Here is a 17,452-nt window from a genome sequence, read left to right as displayed (position 1 = left end):
GCGAAACTGGCGAGCGCATTCGGGCGTCGTGGGCCTTGGTGCGAACTTCAGTGTGGAGCCGGGCTACCTATTACGCTTCCGTCCCTCGGGACAACTTCGTTCCAGTCGGCAACCTCGTCAAACACACCTTGTGGGCGGTACAGACACGAATCGGCTCGCGGGGTAGGTGCGAACAGCGACTCGAAAGCCCTTGCCAGGGCCTCTGATTAGCGGGAGCGAGGCCATCATGCCTTTGCTTTTTTGGCTCGTCAAACGTTTTGTAGTGCTTTTTTTCAAGCACTACATCTTTGGTCTAATACGACTAATCAGTCAGTTTTTGGTGCTTTAGTCCAACGTATCGACTTTCACCCGCAGAGTCATGTCATCCCGGCCCTGAGTCGAGTAGCTGCGGGTAAGACCCTGTTTGTCGGCCTGAGTCTGGCGATTTACGCCGGCCAGGGTGATCCACTCGCCCAGTCGACCGCTGACAGTTGTGTCGGTACTTTGCACGTTCACTACATCGGGACGTTCCTGGCTCATCCGGTCACGGTTGGTACTGATTGCCAGATGAACGATGTCGCCGGTGACGCTCGCGGTGACGTAGAAACCTTGGGTGACATTGCGGTATTCGGTCTGGCTGCGCAGGTCGCCATAGCTGTCGGTCTGGGTGCTGGTGAGCGGCACGCTCTGGCCGACCTGGATCAGCGCCGGTGTGCCTTCGCTGGCCTGAACCTGCTGGATACCGCCGTCGCGGCTGTCGGTGCTGCGGTTGATGATGCGAGTCTGGCTCGGCTTGGCACCGTTCACCGAATAACCCTGATCGCCCTGGAAGTTGTTTTCGTTGGTGTCGACGGTGATCAGCAAGCGCTTGGCGGCCACATCGAGTTGGCCGATCAAGGCCTTAAGTTCGTCGATCTTGCGCTGTTCTGCGTTGACAATCAGCTGATTGCCATAGGCGCTGACCTGGCCGTCCTTGCCGATGAAATTCTGCGCCACCGGTAGCAGGTCGGCGCTGGTGCGATAGTTCAGGGGCACGATCTCGGTGGCGGCCATGACCGAAAAACTGCAGGTCAGCAGCAGCGTGGTGAGCAGGGTGCGTAGGGACATATCCGTTATCTCCGGCCTTTAAAGTCTTGATATTGCCAGTTTGTCGGCCCGCGGTGGGGCAAGTTGAATCGTAGACAGCAAAACGCCCCGGCATCCGAGGATGGCGGGGCGTTTTGTGGTGTTCCTGATGTGCATTTGTGGCGAGGGAGCTTGCTCCCGTTGGGCTGCGCAGCGGCCCTGAAAATTTGGGGCCGCTTCGCGACCCAGCGGGAGCAAGCTCCCTCGCCACAGGTCTCAGGCGGAGTGCCGCACCATGTCCACATGCGGAATCCCGGCTTCCAGGAATTCCTCACTGACCATGCTGAAACCCAAGCGCTCATAGAACGCCGTGGCCTGCACTTGCGCGCTCAGCATCTGCTGCTTCAACCCGCGTTCCTCGGCTTCACCGATCACCGCTTGCATCAGCGCATCGCCGACTTTCAAGCCGCGCCAGTCCTTCAGTACCGACACCCGGCCGATGTGACCATCGGGCAGCAGTCGAGCGGTGCCGATCGGGAAGTCGCCTTCAAAGGCCAGAAAGTGGACTGCCGTTGCGTCATCAGCATCCCATTCCAGCTCAGGCGGAACGGATTGCTCGGCGATGAACACCGTCTCACGAATGCGCCGGATCTCAGCGTTGTCCTTTTGCCAGTCTGCGACACGTACGTGAATTTTATTCATCAGCAAACCCCAGGCTGCCTTGCTTGACCAGCTCGCACAGCAGACCGCGACCGTCTTCGTCGTTCAGCCACTCACCAAGGTTGTCGGTATGCAGGGCGTCGGCGGCGCAGATCATTTTCAGCAGCTCGCGCAGTTTGCCCGGCAGGTAACGGCTCTGGCCGCTGGCGAACAGCAGAAGATCGTCATCGACTTCAGACCAGGCCATGCGCGCGCTCGGGTTGCGGATCAGGATCGCGCCTTGCTCGAGGCTGGCGAGCAGGTCTTCTTCTTCGATCTCTTCCGGGCCAGCCACCAGCTCCGGGTAGCGCGGCTCGGTCATGAACTGGCCGAACCAGGTCAGCAGCAGGCGCTCGTCGCTCATGTGCTCAGCCAGCAAAGCTTTCAGGCGATCAAGGGCGTCGTGCTGAATCTGGTGTGGATCGACTGCCGGCAGAGCGTCGGCGTCGGTGTAGCGCTCTTCGTCAGTCAGGAACTGGCTGAGGAAGTCGGTGAAGTGAGTCAGCACTTCAGAGGCGCTCGGGGCGCGGAAACCAACCGAATAGGTCATGCAGTCATCGACAGCCACGCCGCAATGGGCCAGGCGCGGCGGCAGGTAGAGCATGTCGCCCGGTTCCAGAACCCACTCTTCGGTGGCTTCGAAGTCGGCGAGGATGCGCAGGTCTGCGTGGGGCAGCAGCTTGCTCTCGGAATCGCACATCTGGCCGATTTTCCAGTTGCGCTTGCCGTGACCTTGCAGCAGGAACACATCGTAGTTATCGAAGTGCGGGCCGACGCTGCCACCCGGAGCAGCGAAGCTGATCATCACGTCGTCGACGCGCCAGCTCGGCAGGAAGCGGAAGTTCTCCAGCAGTTCGCCGACTTCTGGCACGAACTGGTCGACTGCTTGAACCAGCAGGGTCCACTCGGTCTCCGGCAGTTTGCTGAACTCGTCTTCAGCGAACGGGCCGCGGCGCAATTCCCATGGGCGCTCGCCGTGCTCGATCACCAGGCGCGATTCAACTTCTTCTTCCAGCGCCAGTCCGGCCAGTTCGTCGGGATCGATCGGGCTTTCGAAATCAGGGATCGCCTGACGGATCAGCAGGGGTTTTTTCTGCCAGTAGTCACGCAGGAATTCGCGCGCCGTGATGCCGCCCAGAAGTTGAAGAGGAATGTCAGGATTCATGTGTAACCTATTGAAAAAAAGCACTTTTCAGACGGGAATAAAAACGCCCGGCGCTGCCGGGCGTCTCAAACGGGTAAAGCGGTCGATCAGATGCGTTTGGCTTGCTCTACAGCGTTACCGATATAGTTCGCCGGGGTGAGCAATTTCAGCTCGGCCTTGGCGGCGGCTGGCATGTCCAGGCCGTCGATGAAAGTTTGCAGTGCTTCAGGGCTGATGCCCTTGCCACGGGTCAACTCTTTCAGTTTTTCGTACGGGTTTTCGATGTTGTAGCGACGCATCACTGTCTGGATTGGCTCGGCCAATACTTCCCAGCACGCGTCCAGGTCAGCAGCGATTTTCTGAGCGTTGAGCTCCAGTTTGCTGATGCCTTTGAGGCTGGCTTCGTACGCGATCACGCTGTGGGCGAAGCCGACACCGAGGTTGCGCAGTACGGTTGAGTCGGTCAGGTCACGCTGCCAGCGGGAGATCGGCAGCTTGCTCGCCAGGTGCTGGAACAGTGCGTTGGCGATACCCAGGTTGCCTTCGGAGTTTTCGAAGTCGATCGGGTTGACCTTGTGCGGCATGGTCGACGAACCGATTTCGCCGGCGATGGTGCGCTGTTTGAAATAACCCAGGGAGATGTAGCCCCAGATGTCGCGGTCGAAGTCGATCAGGATGGTGTTGAAGCGCGCGATCGCGTCGAACAGCTCGGCGATGTAGTCGTGCGGTTCGATCTGCGTGGTGTACGGGTTGAAGCCCAGGCCCAGCTCGTCTTCGATGAAGGCGCGGGCGTTGGCTTCCCAGTCGATCTCAGGGTAGGCCGACAGGTGAGCGTTGTAGTTGCCGACAGCGCCGTTGATTTTGCCCAGCAGCGGAACGGCGGCGACTTGAGCGATCTGACGCTCCAGACGGTAAACCACGTTCGCCAGCTCTTTGCCCAGGGTGGTCGGCGAGGCCGGTTGACCGTGGGTACGCGACAGCATCGGCACGTCAGCGAAACGGATGGCCAGCTCGCGGATGGCGTCGCTAGTCTGGCGCATCAGCGGCAGCATCACATCATCACGGCCTTCGCGCAGCATCAAGGCGTGGGACAGGTTGTTGATGTCCTCGCTGGTGCAGGCAAAGTGGATGAATTCGCTGACGGCAGCCAGTTCTGGCAGCTTGGCCGCTTGCTCTTTGAGCAGGTACTCAATGGCTTTGACGTCGTGGTTGGTGGTGCGCTCGATCTCTTTGACACGCTCGGCGTGCTCCAGAGAGAAGTTTTCCGCCAGGGTGTTCAACACAGCGTTGGCTTCGGCGGAGAACGCCGGCACTTCGCTAATGGCAGGGTGAGCGGCCAGGCGCTGGAGCCAACGCACTTCAACCAGAACGCGAGCACGGATCAGACCGTATTCGCTGAAAATTGGGCGCAGGGCCTGGGTTTTGCCGGCGTAGCGGCCGTCAACAGGGGAAACCGCAGTGAGCGAAGAGAGCTGCATGGGGTGTTCTCGGACAGTCGGGCAACGAAATGGGGCGCGTATCATACATGAAAAAATCCGCCGGTCCGTTGCCAACTGACCGGCGTATTACGCGTTACTGACTACAAAGCGGTATTGCAGGCGCGGTTCAGCTGCTGCGCATCAGCGGGTAAAGCTCTTTAAGCAACTTGCGCCGGCTGATCACCAACTGCCAGCGATGACCGCCCAACTGCCGCCACAGGCGTGCTGAACGGATCCCGGCCAGCAGCAGCGCGCGAATTTTCGAAGCATTGCTCGGTTGTTGCAGGTTGCGCATGTCGCCATGCACCTGAATCCGTTGGCGCAGGGTGCTCAGGGTGTCCTGATACAGCGCACCGCAGGCGGCGATTACGTTTTCATGAGCCGGGCCGAAGTGTTCGACCTGCGACTGGATCTGTGGCAAACGCTTGCCGATCACTTCCAGCATGTCTTCGCGCTTGGCCAATTGACGCTCCAGCCCCAGCATTGACAGGGCATAGCGCAGCGGTTCGCGCTGAAGGGTGCTGGGGTCGCGCTCCAGGGCACCGATTAACGCGCGGTAGCCTTCACGCAAGTTGATGTCGTCACCGCCATAGACTTCCAGCGTGTCCTTGGGGTCGCGAATCAGCAGGCTGCCGAGCATGCAGGTCAGGCCGGCTTCGTTGGTCTGGCCGCTCTTGGCGATCTTGTCGACCAGTACGGCGGCGAGAAACACGCCGCCCAGGGCCGTCAGTTGCTCCTGAGTCGGGTTCATGAGCGCTGACCCTTGCTGGTCCAGGGTTCGGCCACTTCGATCACGCCGCCGCCGAGGCAGATTTCACCGTCGTAGAACACCACGGATTGGCCTGGGGTGACCGCGCGTTGCGGGTCATCGAAGGTCGCGCGGTAGCCGGTGGCGGTCTTTTCCAGCGTGCAAGGTTGGTCGCTTTGGCGATAACGCACTTTGGCGGTCAGCTTGCGCGGCTCGGTCAAATCGATCGGGTTGACCCAATAGATGTCCGAGGCGAGCAGGGCGCGGGAGAACAGATAAGGGTGATCATTGCCCTGGCCAACGATCAGCTCGTTGTGTTCCAGGTCCTTGATCAGCACGTACCACGGCTCGTCACCGGCGTCTTTCAAGCCGCCGATGCCCAGGCCCTGACGCTGGCCAATGGTGTGATACATCAAGCCGTGGTGACGGCCGATGACTTCGCCTTCGGTGGTCTTGATCTCGCCTGGCTGGGCCGGCAGGTACTGCTTGAGGAAGTCGCTGAAGCGGCGTTCGCCGATAAAGCAGATTCCTGTGGAATCCTTTTTCTTTGCGGTGGCCAGGTCGTGTTTCTCGGCAATCGCGCGCACTTCGGGTTTTTCCAGCTCGCCGACCGGGAACAGAGTCTTGGCGATCTGTTCACCGCCGACGGCGTGCAGGAAGTAGCTCTGGTCCTTGTTCGGGTCCAGGCCCTTGAGCAGTTCGGTGCGGCCATCGATGTCGCGGCGGCGCACGTAGTGGCCGGTGGCGATCAGGTCGGCGCCGAGCATCATGGCGTAGTCGAGGAACGCCTTGAACTTGATTTCGCGGTTGCAGAGGATGTCCGGGTTCGGCGTGCGACCGGCCTTGTATTCGGCCAGGAAGTGTTCGAACACGTTGTCCCAGTACTCGGCGGCGAAGTTGGCGGTGTGCAGCTTGATGCCAATCTTGTCGCACACGGCCTGAGCATCCGCCAGGTCATCCATGGCGGTGCAGTATTCCGTTCCATCGTCTTCTTCCCAGTTCTTCATGAACAGGCCTTCCACCTCATAGCCCTGCTCGATCAGCAGGAGAGCGGAAACGGAAGAGTCCACGCCGCCGGACATACCGACAATGACGCGCTTCTTTTGTGTGTCAGAAGGGGCTGGATCACGCATAGGGATTCAATGAGTGTCTTGAAAAAGGACGCGATTCTAGCAGGCTGGAGCCCGCAAGGCTAAAGAGAAGGGCGGATCAGCTCGAGGCTGAAGTGTTTGCCGTCCAGATAATCATCGATACAGCGGATGATCAGCTCACTGCGCCAGTTTGCGCGCAGTTGCAGCAGTTCGTCACGCGTCAGCCATTTTGCGCCGACGATACCGTCATCCAGCTGATAATCCGGGTGGTGTTTGAGCGGTTTTGCGGTGAAGCAGACCCGCTGGTAAGTCACGCCGTTGCTCGGGGCGGTGTAGAGATAAATGCCCACCACGCCCGTCGGCTCGACGTCCCAGCCGGTTTCCTCGAGGGTTTCGCGCACGGCGGCGTCGATCAGGGTTTCGTCCGGGTCCAGATGGCCGGCCGGTTGGTTGAGCACCGTTTTTCCGTGCTTGAGTTCTTCGACCATCAGAAAGCGACCATTGTCTTCGACGATGGTGGCGACGGTGATGTGGGGTAGCCAATCCATGAAGCTTCCTCGTTTTGAATGTTGAAGTCCGATCCTGTGGGAGCTGGCTTGCCTGCGATGGCGGTGGGTCAGTCGAAAGCAATGTTGAATGATAAACCGCCATCGCAGGCAAGCCAGCTCCCACAGGGTTTTGTTTCGGCAGATAGATATGTGTGAACGCCAGAAACAGAAACCCCGGCACTGGGCCGGGGCTTCTTTGCATCCTTACAACCTTAAACCAGCGCAGCGATCGCGGCGTTGAAGGTGTTGCTCGGGCGCATGGCCTTGCTGATCAGCTCGGCATTGGCGTGGTAGTAACCGCCGATGTCCACTGGCTTGCCCTGAACGGCGTTGAGCTCGGCAACGATGGTCGCTTCGTTCTCGGTCAGGGTTTTGGCCAGTTCGCCGAACTGCGCTTGCAGTGCAGCGTCTTCGGTCTGGGCGGCCAGGGCTTGAGCCCAGTACAGCGCCAGGTAGAAGTGGCTGCCGCGGTTGTCGATGTTGCCGACTTTGCGCGATGGCGACTTGTTGTTGTCCAGGAACTGGCCAGTGGCCTGATCCAGGGTCTTGGCCAGCACCAGTGCTTTAGGGTTGTTGTAGGTAACACCCAAGTGCTCAAGGGAAGCGGCCAGGGCCAGGAACTCGCCCAGGGAATCCCAGCGCAGGAAGTTCTCTTCCAGCAGTTGCTGAACGTGCTTCGGTGCCGAACCACCAGCGCCGGTTTCGAACAGGCCACCGCCGTTCATCAGCGGAACGATCGACAGCATCTTGGCGCTGGTGCCCAGCTCCATGATCGGGAACAGGTCGGTCAGGTAGTCGCGCAATACGTTGCCGGTCACCGAAATGGTGTCCTTGCCTTCGCGGGTGCGCTCCAGGGTGAACTTCATCGCGTCGACAGGCGACATGATGCGGATGTCCAGGCCGGAAGTATCGTGATCCTTCAGGTATGCCTGAACTTTCTCGATCACTACGCCATCGTGGGCGCGCATTGGGTCCAGCCAGAAAATGGCTGGAGTTGCGCTTGCACGGGCACGGTTGACGGCCAGTTTGACCCAGTCCTGGATCGGCGCGTCTTTGGTCTGGCACATGCGGAAGATGTCGCCGGCTTCAACCGACTGTTCCAGCAGAGTGCGGCCAGCGCCGTCGGAAACCCGAACCACGCCGTTTGCCTTGATCTGGAAGGTCTTGTCGTGCGAGCCGTACTCTTCGGCTTTCTTCGCCATCAGGCCAACGTTTGGCACGCTGCCCATGGTGGTTGGATCGAAAGCGCCGTGCAGCTTGCAGTCTTCGATCACCGCCTGGTAGATGGTGGCGTAGCAGCGATCCGGGATCACAGCCTTGGTGTCGTGCAGCTGGCCGTCAGTGCCCCACATTTTGCCGGAGTCACGGATCATCGCCGGCATCGAGGCGTCGACGATGACGTCGCTCGGCACGTGCAGGTTGGTGATGCCTTTGTCGGAGTTGACCATGGCCAACGATGGACGAACGGCGTAGACCGCCTGGATGTCCGCTTCGATCTGCGCTTGTTGCTCAGCCGGTAGGGCTTTGATGCGAGCGTACAGGTCGCCGATGCCGTTGTTCAGGTTGAAGCCGATCTGTGCCAGCACGTCAGCGTGCTTGGCCAGTGCGTCTTTATAGAACTCGGCAACGATCTGGCCGAACATGATCGGGTCGGAGACCTTCATCATGGTGGCTTTCAGGTGAACCGACAGCAGCACGCCTTTGGCTTTGGCGTCTTCGATCTCGGCCGCGATGAAGCTGCGCAGCGCTTTTTTGCTCAGAACGGCGCAATCGAGGATCTCACCGGCTTGCACGGTGGTTTTTTCTTTCAGGACGGTGGTGGTGCCGTCTTGAGCGATCAGTTCGATTTTGACGGCGTCAGCGGCGTCGATCAGGGCGGCTTTTTCGCTGCCGTAGAAATCGCCGGTGCTCATGTGAGCGACGTGGGACTTGGAGTCTTTGGCCCATGCGCCCATTTTGTGCGGGTGCTTGCGCGCGTAGTTCTTGACCGACAGCGGTGCGCGACGATCAGAGTTACCTTCGCGCAGAACCGGGTTCACGGCGCTGCCCTTGATCTTGTCGTAACGCGACTTGGCGAGCTTGTCGGCATCGCTGGTCACGGTTTCCGGGTAGTCCGGCAGTGCGAAGCCTTGGGCTTGCAGCTCTTTGATCGCGGCCTGCAGTTGTGGAACCGAAGCGCTGATGTTCGGCAGCTTGATGATGTTGGCTTCAGGCGTAACGGCCAGGTCGCCCAGTTCGGCGAGGTGGTCGGCTACGGCTTTGTCACCCAATTGCTCGGGGAAGCTGGCCAGAATGCGCCCTGCAAGAGAGATATCGCGGGTTTCAACGGCGATATCAGCCGAGGCGGTGAAAGCCTCTACGATAGGCAACAGTGAATAGGTGGCGAGGGCTGGGGCTTCGTCGGTGAAGGTATAGATGATCTTCGAGCGGGTGGGCATATTCGGATTAACTCTCTCTTCTTTGCTAAAGCGTGCGCAGAAACTCGAGGGGCGCCGGGTAAGCGCGTTCGTTCAAAGTCATCCATGAGCCGAATGTCGAGGTTTCTTCGCGGTGATGTTGGGTGCATCAGTCGAGCGTCAAGCGGGTGGACTGCGGTAGCAATCCGGCTTATTCGGGCCCAACGTCTTGTGATAGAGCGGTCGGCCGTCGTGACTCTGTGGTCAGCGGCGGCATTATACATAGGTAGCTGGCAATCTGCCGATGGTTCATATGCAACGTTTTTCGTCCATTGGTCTAAAGGTCGCAGGCCGGTGTGGGGCGTAGAGTCGTTCGCCGTGCTTGAGTTTGGCGCTTTTCCCTTTGCTTTCAGGCTTGTACGTCGCGAACTGCGCAGCTTTGCGGCAGATGGTCAGAACATAGGGTTTGCGCGCCGATTTAACTGGGGTACGCTCGAACGCAGCCAGATGTTCAATCCAAACAATGGAGTACAGCATGGGATACAAGAAGATTCAGGTTCCAGCCGTCGGCGACAAAATCACCGTCAACGCGGACCATTCTCTCAATGTTCCTAACAACCCGATCATCCCCTTCATTGAAGGCGATGGTATTGGCGTTGATATCAGCCCGGTCATGATCAAGGTTGTCGATGCTGCTGTTAAGAAGGCTTACGGCGGCGAGCGCAAAATTTCCTGGATGGAAGTCTACGCCGGGGAGAAAGCGACTCAGGTTTACGATCAGGACACCTGGCTGCCTCAGGAAACCCTGGACGCGGTCAAGGATTACGTGGTTTCCATCAAGGGCCCTCTGACCACGCCGGTCGGCGGCGGCATCCGTTCGCTGAACGTGGCCCTGCGTCAGCAACTCGACCTGTATGTCTGCCTGCGCCCGGTGCGCTGGTTCGAAGGCGTACCTAGCCCGGTCAAGAAGCCAGGCGATGTCGACATGACCATCTTCCGTGAAAACTCGGAAGACATTTATGCCGGTATCGAATGGAAAGCCGGTTCGCCGGAAGCGACCAAGGTCATCAAGTTCCTTAAAGAAGAAATGGGCGTCACCAAGATCCGTTTCGACGAAAACTGCGGTATCGGCGTCAAGCCGGTTTCCCTGGAAGGCACCAAGCGTCTGGCGCGCAAGGCTCTGCAGTATGTGGTCGACAACGACCGCGACTCGCTGACCATCGTGCACAAAGGCAACATCATGAAGTTCACCGAAGGTGCCTTCAAGGAATGGGCCTACGAAGTGGCCGCTGAAGAATTCGGCGCGACCCTGCTCGACGGCGGTCCGTGGATGCAGTTCAAGAACCCGAAAACCGGCAAGAACGTCATCGTCAAGGACGCCATCGCCGACGCCATGCTCCAGCAGATCCTGCTGCGCCCGGCCGAGTACGATGTAATTGCGACCCTGAACCTCAATGGCGACTACCTCTCCGATGCCCTGGCGGCCGAAGTGGGTGGTATCGGTATCGCGCCGGGTGCCAACCTGTCCGACACCGTGGCCATGTTCGAAGCGACCCACGGGACTGCGCCGAAATACGCCGGCAAGGACCAGGTCAACCCGGGTTCGTTGATCCTGTCCGCCGAAATGATGCTGCGTCACATGGGCTGGACCGAAGCGGCCGACCTGATCATCAAAGGCACCAACGGCGCGATCTCCGCGAAAACCGTGACCTATGACTTCGAACGTCTGATGGAGGGCGCGAAACTGCTGTCCTCTTCCGCGTTTGGTGATGCGCTGATCTCGCACATGTAAACCAGCTGATAAAAAAACCGCCTTCGGGCGGTTTTTTTATGACTGGATGACGAGCTGCGTCAGCTCGACACTGTTTCTTGCCGGGTGGCAGTGGCGCTCTGTTCGTTCGGGGAGGTGGCAGATGCGATCTTTACTGCATGCAGCCCTTTGGGGCCCTGGATGATCTCAAAGCTAACAATTTGCCCAGCCTTGAGGGTTTTGTATCCATCCATTTCAATAGCCGAATAGTGGGCAAAGAAATCGATATCCTTGCCATCCTCGTCACGACCTTCTCTGGCGTCGGTGTTAATGAAACCGAACCCCTTGGCATTGTTGAACCATTTCACCTTACCGACAGCCATACCCATATCCCTCTGCAACAGACTCCATCACTGGAGTATCATCCAGTTAATCCGCAGTCTAATCTGCAAATAAGATTGACTCCGCGGACCTTTTTTACCCACTGTGGGCTCTATTGGTTGTAACACCGATTTTCCGATAGTCAAGGTGACCGGGCAGTCGGAGTTGAAAACGTTCATAACCGCCCCCACCACTGTATTTGCACAACTGACGAACCTTTCTTTCCATGCATGCAATCAGCCAGATTCGACTAACATTCAATCAGGATCGCCCTGATTTACACGACGACGATTCCGCAGGCATTGCTGTTCAGGAGGCTAAGCCTGCTTTACAGGCGCCACCGATGTACAAGGTGGTTTTGTTCAACGATGACTACACACCGATGGATTTCGTCGTCGAAGTGCTCGAGGTGTTTTTTAACCTGAATCGCGAGCTGGCGACCAAGGTCATGCTGGCCGTCCACACAGAAGGACGGGCAGTATGTGGAGTGTTTACCCGCGACATCGCCGAGACCAAGGCCATGCAGGTCAACCAGTACGCCAGGGAAAGCCAGCATCCGCTACTCTGTGAAATCGAGAAGGACGGTTAATCGCCGACCACTTGGGTATGAGGTGAAGCTATGTTAAACCGCGAGCTCGAAGTCACCCTCAATCTTGCCTTCAAGGAGGCTCGTTCGAAGCGTCATGAATTCATGACCGTCGAGCACCTTCTGCTGGCCCTATTGGATAATGAGGCTGCCGCCACCGTTTTGCGTGCCTGCGGCGCAAACCTCGACAAACTCAAGCATGACCTGCAGGAGTTCATCGACTCCACCACGCCATTGATCCCTCTTCATGACGAGGATCGTGAAACCCAGCCAACCCTGGGCTTCCAGCGTGTACTGCAACGTGCTGTCTTTCACGTACAGAGCTCGGGCAAACGCGAAGTGACTGGCGCTAACGTGCTGGTCGCAATCTTCAGTGAGCAAGAGAGTCAGGCAGTGTTTCTGCTGAAACAGCAGAGCGTTGCGCGCATCGATGTCGTCAACTACATCGCCCATGGCATTTCCAAAGTGCCGGGGCATGGCGATCACTCTGAAGGTGAACAAGATATGCAGGACGACGAGGGCGGTGAGTCTTCCTCTTCAGGCAATCCTCTGGATGCTTATGCCAGCAACCTCAACGAACTCGCGCGCCAGGGTCGTATCGATCCGTTGGTAGGCCGTGAGCTGGAAGTCGAGCGCGTCGCGCAGATCCTCGCGCGTCGTCGCAAAAACAATCCGCTGCTGGTGGGCGAGGCGGGAGTGGGTAAAACCGCGATTGCCGAAGGCCTGGCCAAGCGCATTGTCGACAACCAGGTGCCGGATCTGCTGGCCAACAGCGTGGTGTATTCCCTCGATCTGGGGGCTTTGCTGGCCGGGACCAAATACCGCGGCGATTTCGAGAAGCGCTTCAAGGCGCTGCTCAATGAGCTGAAAAAACGTCCGCAGGCGATCCTGTTCATCGACGAAATCCACACCATCATTGGTGCGGGCGCTGCGTCCGGTGGCGTCATGGATGCTTCGAACCTGCTCAAGCCATTGCTGTCTTCGGGCGACATTCGCTGCATCGGTTCGACCACGTTCCAGGAATTCCGCGGGATCTTCGAGAAGGACCGTGCTCTGGCTCGGCGCTTCCAGAAGGTCGATGTGTCGGAACCTTCGGTGGAAGACACCATTGGCATCCTGCGTGGCCTGAAAGGGCGTTTCGAAGCGCACCACAACATCGAATACAGCGATGAAGCCCTGCGCGCCGCTGCTGAACTGGCCTCGCGTTACATCAATGACCGGCACATGCCGGACAAGGCCATCGACGTTATCGACGAGGCGGGCGCCTATCAGCGTCTGCAACCGATCGAGAAACGCGTGAAGCGCATCGAAGTGGCTCAGGTCGAGGACATCGTCGCGAAAATCGCGCGAATTCCGCCTAAGCACGTCACCAGTTCCGACAAAGAGCTGCTGCGTAACCTTGAGCGTGACCTGAAACTCACGGTATTTGGCCAGGATGCGGCGATCGACTCGCTGTCGACCGCGATCAAACTGTCCCGTGCCGGCCTCAAGTCGCCTGACAAGCCCGTCGGTTCGTTCCTGTTCGCAGGGCCGACCGGTGTTGGTAAAACCGAGGCCGCGCGGCAACTGGCCAAGGCGTTGGGGGTCGAGCTGGTTCGCTTCGACATGTCCGAGTACATGGAGCGCCACACCGTATCGCGTCTGATCGGTGCGCCTCCAGGCTATGTCGGGTTCGATCAGGGCGGTCTGCTGACCGAAGCCATCACCAAGCAGCCTCATTGCGTGCTGCTGCTCGATGAAATCGAGAAGGCGCATCCCGAAGTCTTCAACCTGCTGTTGCAGGTTATGGACCACGGTACGCTGACCGATAACAACGGGCGCAAGGCGGACTTCCGTAACGTGATCGTCATCATGACGACTAACGCCGGTGCCGAGACTGCAGCGCGGGCTTCGATCGGTTTCACCTATCAGGACCACTCGTCCGATGCGATGGAAGTGATCAAGAAGAGCTTCACGCCGGAATTCCGCAACCGTCTGGACACCATTATCCAGTTTGGTCGCCTCAGTCATGAGGTCATCAAAAGCGTGGTGGACAAGTTCCTCACCGAACTTCAGGCGCAGCTGGAAGACAAGCGTGTGCTGCTGGAAGTCACCGACGCTGCTCGCAGCTGGCTGGCGGCCGGTGGTTACGACTCGGCAATGGGCGCTCGTCCAATGGCGCGTTTGATCCAGGACAAGATCAAGCGTCCACTGGCCGAAGAGATCCTCTTTGGCGAACTGGCCGAACATGGCGGTGTGGTACACATCGACATCAAGGACGGCGAGCTGACCTTCGAGTTCGAGACCACGGCTGAAATGGCCTGACGTTAAACCGCAACAAAGTAAAAAGGCGCCGATTGGCGCCTTTTTGCTGTCTGGTCGATTTCAAGCGATAAACACAAAACCCTGTGGGAGCGGGCTTGCCCGCGAAGGCGGCGGCACATTCAGCATCCAGGCAAGCAGACCCACCGCTATCGCGGGCAAGCCCGCTCCCACAGGATCTGTGCAACGGTTCGAAATGTGGCAGCTAATTTCCACACAAACAAAAACGCCCGGCATAGCCGGGCGTTTTGTATTGACTTGATTAGCGAGCGCGGTAGGTGATGCGCCCTTTGCTCAAGTCATAGGGCGTCAGCTCGACGCGCACTTTGTCGCCGGTAAGAATACGGATGTAGTTCTTGCGCATCTTGCCGGAGATATGCGCGGTTACGACGTGCCCATTTTCCAACTCCACACGAAACATGGTGTTGGGCAGGGTGTCGACGACAGTGCCTTCCATTTCGAAGCTGTCTTCTTTCGACATGCAGTAAAGCCCTCGGTGTCCAATGAATGGCCCGGTGCAACTGCGCCAGGCAAAAGCGGCGTGCATTGTGCCCGAAAAATGGGGTTTAAGCCAAGGGGTTCTAGCTCAGGATGACCCAACGCTGATTAATCAGCAGTTCGATAGGGCGATATTGGGTCTTGTAGCTCATTTTTTTGCAGTTTTTGATCCAGTAGCCGAGATAGACCGCTTCCAGCCCCAGGCGCCGGGCTTCGCCGATCTGCCAGAGAATCGCGTAACGCCCCAGGCTGCGACGCTCCTCGCCGGGCTCGTAGAAGGTGTAGACAGCCGACAGACCGTTGGGCAGCAAGTCAGTGACGGCCACTGCCAGCAGTCGGCCTTCGAGACGGAATTCGTAGAAGCGGGAGAACGGCAGGTCACGCACCAGGAAGGTCGAAAACTGGTCGCGGCTCGGCGGATACATATCGCCATCGGCGTGACGTTGTTCGATGTAGCGCTGATAGAGGTCGAAATACTCTTCGCTGAACTTTGGTCTGGCCGGACGCACCTGCAAGTCGGCATTGCGTTTGACAATGCGTTTCTGCTGACGGTTGGGGGTAAATTGCGCCACAGGAATGCGCGCCGGTACGCACGCATTGCAATGCTGGCAATGGGGCCGGTAGAGATGATCGCCACTGCGACGAAAACCCATTTCCGACAGATCTGCATAGACATGCACATCCATGGGCTGGCTAGGGTCGAGGAACAGCGTGGTGGCCTGCTCCTCGGGCAGATAACTGCAAGAGTGGGGCTGAGTGGCATAGAACTTCAAACGCGCCAACTCGGTCATGATCAACCCTCGGGATAAGCTTTTGATTAGGGGGGCGCTCTCAATTCGTTTCCCCGCATTAAGTGTAAGCCACGCGCGCAAAAGTCGCTCAGCAAACCCAGTTGGAGCAGCCCGGTTGATCCAGGTGCCGCGCAAGGTAGCCGGCAAATTCGCGGCGGGGAATCGCTCGGGCGCCCAAACTGTGCAGATGATCGGTAGGCATCTGGCAGTCGATCAGCACAAAACCTGAGTCTTTCAGGTGTCGCACCAGTGTGGCGAAGCCATATTTGGAGGCGTTGTCGGCGCGGCTGAACATCGACTCGCCAAAAAACAACTGCCCCATAGCCAGGCCGTAGAGCCCGCCGACCAGCACGCCATCGTCCCAGACCTCCACCGAGTGGGCGTAACCACGCCTGTGCAGTTCGACATAGGCGTCCTGCATCGCTTGGGTGATCCAGGTGCCGTCAGCGTACTCGCGCGGTGCGGCGCAGGCGCGGATGACCGCGGCAAAATCCCGATCGAAGGTCACTTGATAGCGCTGTTGGCGCAGCAGTTTGTTCAAGCTGCGGGAGACATGCAGTTCGTCGGGAAACAGTACCGTGCGCGGATCCGGCGACCACCAGAGAATCGGCTGGCCCTCCGAAAACCACGGAAAGCAGCCGTGACGATAGGCCTGGATCAGACGATCGGCGGACAAATCGCCACCCGCGGCCAGCAGCCCGTTGGGGTCGCGCATGGCTTTTTCCAGCGGCGGGAAGGTCAGGGTGTTGCGTTGTAACCAAGTCAGCATGGCATCCGGGCTTGCAGAAGGGGAGGGCGGTAGCGGGCCGTTGAGCCCGCCTTGTAGGAGGTTAACCGTCAAACGGTGGGGATGTCATCGAGATACTTCTCGGCATCCAGCGCGGCCATGCAGCCGGCCCCGGCGGACGTCACCGCCTGGCGGTAAATATGATCGGCCACATCACCGGCGGCGAACACGCCTTCGATGTCGGTGGCGGTGGCGTCACCTTCGCTGCCGCCCTTGACCAACAGGTAGCCGTCACGCATTTTCAGCTGGCCCTGAAACAGATCGGTGTTGGGTTTGTGGCCGATGGCGATGAATACGCCGGCCAGCGGCAATTCATTGGTTTCGCCCGTATGGCTGTGCCGCAGGCGGGCACCGGTCACGCCGCTGGCATCGCCCAGTACTTCGTCCAGATTCTGGTTCCAGTGCAGGCGGATATTGCCGTTGGCGGCTTTTTCGAAGAGTTTGTCCTGGAGGATCTTCTCCGAGCGCAGTTTGTCGCGACGGTGAATCAGGTGGACTTCCTTGGCGATGTTCGACAGGTACAGTGCTTCTTCAACGGCCGTGTTACCTCCGCCGACCACCGCGACCACCTGGTTGCGGTAAAAGAAGCCATCGCAAGTGGCACAGGCCGAAACCCCTTTGCCGGCGAAGGCTTCTTCCGATGGCAGCCCCAGGTATTGGGCCGAAGCGCCGGTGGCGATAATCAGCGCATCGCAGGTGTAGGTGCCGCTGTCGCCGATGAGCTCGAACGGGTGCTGTTGCAACTTGGCCGTATGGATGTGGTCGTAAACGATCTCTGTGTCGAAGCGTTCGGCGTGTTTTTGCATGCGTTCCATCAGTACCGGGCCGGTCAGGCCTTCGACGTCGCCGGGCCAGTTGTCGACTTCGACGGTGGTGGTCAGCTGGCCACCTGCCTGTATGCCGGTGATGACCACGGGTTTGAGGTTGGCGCGAGCGGCATAAACGGCTGCGCTGTAACCGGCAGGGCCGGAACCCAGAATGATCAGGCGGGAATGCTTCGCTTCAGTCATAAAAACACCTCATAAGCCTTTGTCACAAAAGAGAATGCATGCTCAAATTGGACCGCGCGTACTGTGCTGTTGGCTATGCTGCACCCAAGGGTCTCAAGCATGGCATCGGGTGAACAAACCCGTACAATGCTCGCTTGTAACAGTGTTTGTATCAAAAAAGCGGTGCGTGCCGTATTTCGAAAAACCGGGGCGCAGTGTTA

Annotated in this window: 16 protein-coding genes; 3 read left to right on the top strand and 13 right to left on the bottom strand. The window is 58.6% G+C overall.

Annotated elements, in window-relative coordinates:
• Positions 1 to 324: 324 nt before the first annotated feature.
• From KGB18_RS13670 to KGB18_RS13635, 8 genes are all read right to left on the bottom strand, one after another.
• The gene (locus tag KGB18_RS13670; RefSeq protein WP_123722024.1) at positions 325 to 1,086 is read right to left on the bottom strand and encodes a secretin N-terminal domain-containing protein; all 762 of its coding nucleotides are present in this window, start codon (positions 1,084 to 1,086) and stop codon (positions 325 to 327) included.
• A 234-nt stretch (positions 1,087 to 1,320) separates the two neighbouring features.
• A complete protein-coding gene (locus tag KGB18_RS13665) occupies positions 1,321 to 1,746 on the bottom strand; it encodes a GNAT family N-acetyltransferase (protein WP_007905044.1) in 426 nt (141 codons plus the stop codon).
• On the bottom strand, positions 1,739 to 2,908 hold the full coding sequence (locus KGB18_RS13660) for a cupin domain-containing protein (RefSeq protein ID WP_201060926.1): 1,170 nt from the start codon (positions 2,906 to 2,908) through the stop codon (positions 1,739 to 1,741). The genes KGB18_RS13665 and KGB18_RS13660 overlap by 8 nt, the downstream gene beginning before the upstream one ends.
• Before the next feature lie 86 nt (positions 2,909 to 2,994).
• On the bottom strand, positions 2,995 to 4,365 hold the full coding sequence (gene purB, locus KGB18_RS13655; RefSeq protein ID WP_123358343.1) for an adenylosuccinate lyase: 1,371 nt from the start codon (positions 4,363 to 4,365) through the stop codon (positions 2,995 to 2,997).
• 127 nt (positions 4,366 to 4,492) lie between these two features.
• Positions 4,493 to 5,116 (bottom strand): high frequency lysogenization protein HflD, encoded by a 624-nt coding sequence (gene hflD, locus KGB18_RS13650; RefSeq protein ID WP_223570108.1) that lies wholly within the window; start codon positions 5,114 to 5,116, stop codon positions 4,493 to 4,495.
• Positions 5,113 to 6,246, bottom strand: coding sequence for a tRNA 2-thiouridine(34) synthase MnmA (gene mnmA, locus KGB18_RS13645; protein WP_201060924.1), 1,134 nt, complete (start codon positions 6,244 to 6,246; stop codon positions 5,113 to 5,115). Before mnmA ends, hflD begins: the two co-directional genes overlap by 4 nt.
• A 59-nt stretch (positions 6,247 to 6,305) precedes the next feature.
• Positions 6,306 to 6,752: an NUDIX hydrolase gene (locus KGB18_RS13640; protein WP_223570107.1), complete on the bottom strand. Its 447-nt coding sequence runs from the start codon at positions 6,750 to 6,752 to the stop codon at positions 6,306 to 6,308.
• Positions 6,753 to 6,964: 212 nt separating this feature from the next.
• Positions 6,965 to 9,190, bottom strand: a complete 2,226-nt coding sequence (locus tag KGB18_RS13635) for an NADP-dependent isocitrate dehydrogenase (protein ID WP_223570106.1) — start codon at positions 9,188 to 9,190, stop codon at positions 6,965 to 6,967.
• Positions 9,191 to 9,683: 493 nt separating this feature from the next.
• Between KGB18_RS13635 and icd the strand changes: the two genes are divergently transcribed.
• A complete protein-coding gene (icd, locus tag KGB18_RS13630) occupies positions 9,684 to 10,940 on the top strand; it encodes an NADP-dependent isocitrate dehydrogenase (RefSeq protein ID WP_007905029.1) in 1,257 nt (418 codons plus the stop codon).
• 59 nt (positions 10,941 to 10,999) lie between these two features.
• Here the strand turns inward: icd and KGB18_RS13625 are convergent, their stop codons facing one another.
• The gene (locus KGB18_RS13625) at positions 11,000 to 11,281 is read right to left on the bottom strand and encodes a cold shock domain-containing protein (RefSeq protein ID WP_123358425.1); all 282 of its coding nucleotides are present in this window, start codon (positions 11,279 to 11,281) and stop codon (positions 11,000 to 11,002) included.
• 224 nt (positions 11,282 to 11,505) lie between these two features.
• Here KGB18_RS13625 and clpS point away from each other — a divergent pair, with 224 nt between their 5' ends.
• Both clpS and clpA read left to right on the top strand, forming a co-directional pair.
• The gene (gene clpS / locus KGB18_RS13620) at positions 11,506 to 11,868 is read left to right on the top strand and encodes an ATP-dependent Clp protease adapter ClpS (RefSeq protein ID WP_015094394.1); all 363 of its coding nucleotides are present in this window, start codon (positions 11,506 to 11,508) and stop codon (positions 11,866 to 11,868) included.
• Positions 11,869 to 11,898: 30 nt separating this feature from the next.
• Complete coding sequence (gene clpA / locus KGB18_RS13615; protein ID WP_052967012.1) at positions 11,899 to 14,169, top strand: ATP-dependent Clp protease ATP-binding subunit ClpA; 2,271 nt, start codon at positions 11,899 to 11,901, stop codon at positions 14,167 to 14,169.
• Positions 14,170 to 14,428: 259 nt separating this feature from the next.
• On the opposite strand, the gene infA is transcribed toward clpA, so the two are convergent.
• The 4 genes from infA to trxB form a co-directional block, all read right to left on the bottom strand.
• Entirely contained in the window at positions 14,429 to 14,647 is a 219-nt protein-coding gene (gene infA, locus KGB18_RS13610) for a translation initiation factor IF-1 (protein WP_002553999.1), read from the bottom strand.
• A 100-nt stretch (positions 14,648 to 14,747) separates the two neighbouring features.
• Positions 14,748 to 15,455 (bottom strand): arginyltransferase, encoded by a 708-nt coding sequence (locus tag KGB18_RS13605; protein WP_008068329.1) that lies wholly within the window; start codon positions 15,453 to 15,455, stop codon positions 14,748 to 14,750.
• Between the two features lie 88 nt (positions 15,456 to 15,543).
• Positions 15,544 to 16,224, bottom strand: a complete 681-nt coding sequence (gene aat, locus KGB18_RS13600) for a leucyl/phenylalanyl-tRNA--protein transferase (protein WP_048396933.1) — start codon at positions 16,222 to 16,224, stop codon at positions 15,544 to 15,546.
• A 68-nt stretch (positions 16,225 to 16,292) separates the two neighbouring features.
• Positions 16,293 to 17,252, bottom strand: a complete 960-nt coding sequence (gene trxB, locus KGB18_RS13595) for a thioredoxin-disulfide reductase (RefSeq protein WP_123722030.1) — start codon at positions 17,250 to 17,252, stop codon at positions 16,293 to 16,295.
• Positions 17,253 to 17,452 lie beyond the last annotated feature (200 nt).

Source organism: Pseudomonas sp. BF-R-26, assembly GCF_019947395.1.
Lineage (GTDB): Bacteria > Pseudomonadota > Gammaproteobacteria > Pseudomonadales > Pseudomonadaceae > Aquipseudomonas > Aquipseudomonas farris.
Note: the sequence above shows the minus strand (reverse complement) of the source record. Positions and strands in the feature narration are given on the sequence as shown.

Coding starts and splice junctions, on each gene's coding strand:
- infA (WP_002553999.1), bottom strand. CDS start 14,647: ATGTCGAAAGAAGACAGCTTCGAAATGGAAGGCACTGTCGTCGACACC.
- hflD (WP_223570108.1), bottom strand. CDS start 5,116: ATGAACCCGACTCAGGAGCAACTGACGGCCCTGGGCGGCGTGTTTCTC.
- KGB18_RS13640 (WP_223570107.1), bottom strand. CDS start 6,752: ATGGATTGGCTACCCCACATCACCGTCGCCACCATCGTCGAAGACAAT.
- clpS (WP_015094394.1), top strand. CDS start 11,506: ATGCATGCAATCAGCCAGATTCGACTAACATTCAATCAGGATCGCCCT.
- icd (WP_007905029.1), top strand. CDS start 9,684: ATGGGATACAAGAAGATTCAGGTTCCAGCCGTCGGCGACAAAATCACC.
- KGB18_RS13660 (WP_201060926.1), bottom strand. CDS start 2,908: ATGAATCCTGACATTCCTCTTCAACTTCTGGGCGGCATCACGGCGCGC.
- aat (WP_048396933.1), bottom strand. CDS start 16,224: ATGCTGACTTGGTTACAACGCAACACCCTGACCTTCCCGCCGCTGGAA.
- KGB18_RS13605 (WP_008068329.1), bottom strand. CDS start 15,455: ATGACCGAGTTGGCGCGTTTGAAGTTCTATGCCACTCAGCCCCACTCT.
- KGB18_RS13625 (WP_123358425.1), bottom strand. CDS start 11,281: ATGGCTGTCGGTAAGGTGAAATGGTTCAACAATGCCAAGGGGTTCGGT.
- trxB (WP_123722030.1), bottom strand. CDS start 17,252: ATGACTGAAGCGAAGCATTCCCGCCTGATCATTCTGGGTTCCGGCCCT.
- KGB18_RS13665 (WP_007905044.1), bottom strand. CDS start 1,746: ATGAATAAAATTCACGTACGTGTCGCAGACTGGCAAAAGGACAACGCT.
- mnmA (WP_201060924.1), bottom strand. CDS start 6,246: ATGCGTGATCCAGCCCCTTCTGACACACAAAAGAAGCGCGTCATTGTC.
- clpA (WP_052967012.1), top strand. CDS start 11,899: ATGTTAAACCGCGAGCTCGAAGTCACCCTCAATCTTGCCTTCAAGGAG.
- purB (WP_123358343.1), bottom strand. CDS start 4,365: ATGCAGCTCTCTTCGCTCACTGCGGTTTCCCCTGTTGACGGCCGCTAC.
- KGB18_RS13670 (WP_123722024.1), bottom strand. CDS start 1,086: ATGTCCCTACGCACCCTGCTCACCACGCTGCTGCTGACCTGCAGTTTT.
- KGB18_RS13635 (WP_223570106.1), bottom strand. CDS start 9,190: ATGCCCACCCGCTCGAAGATCATCTATACCTTCACCGACGAAGCCCCA.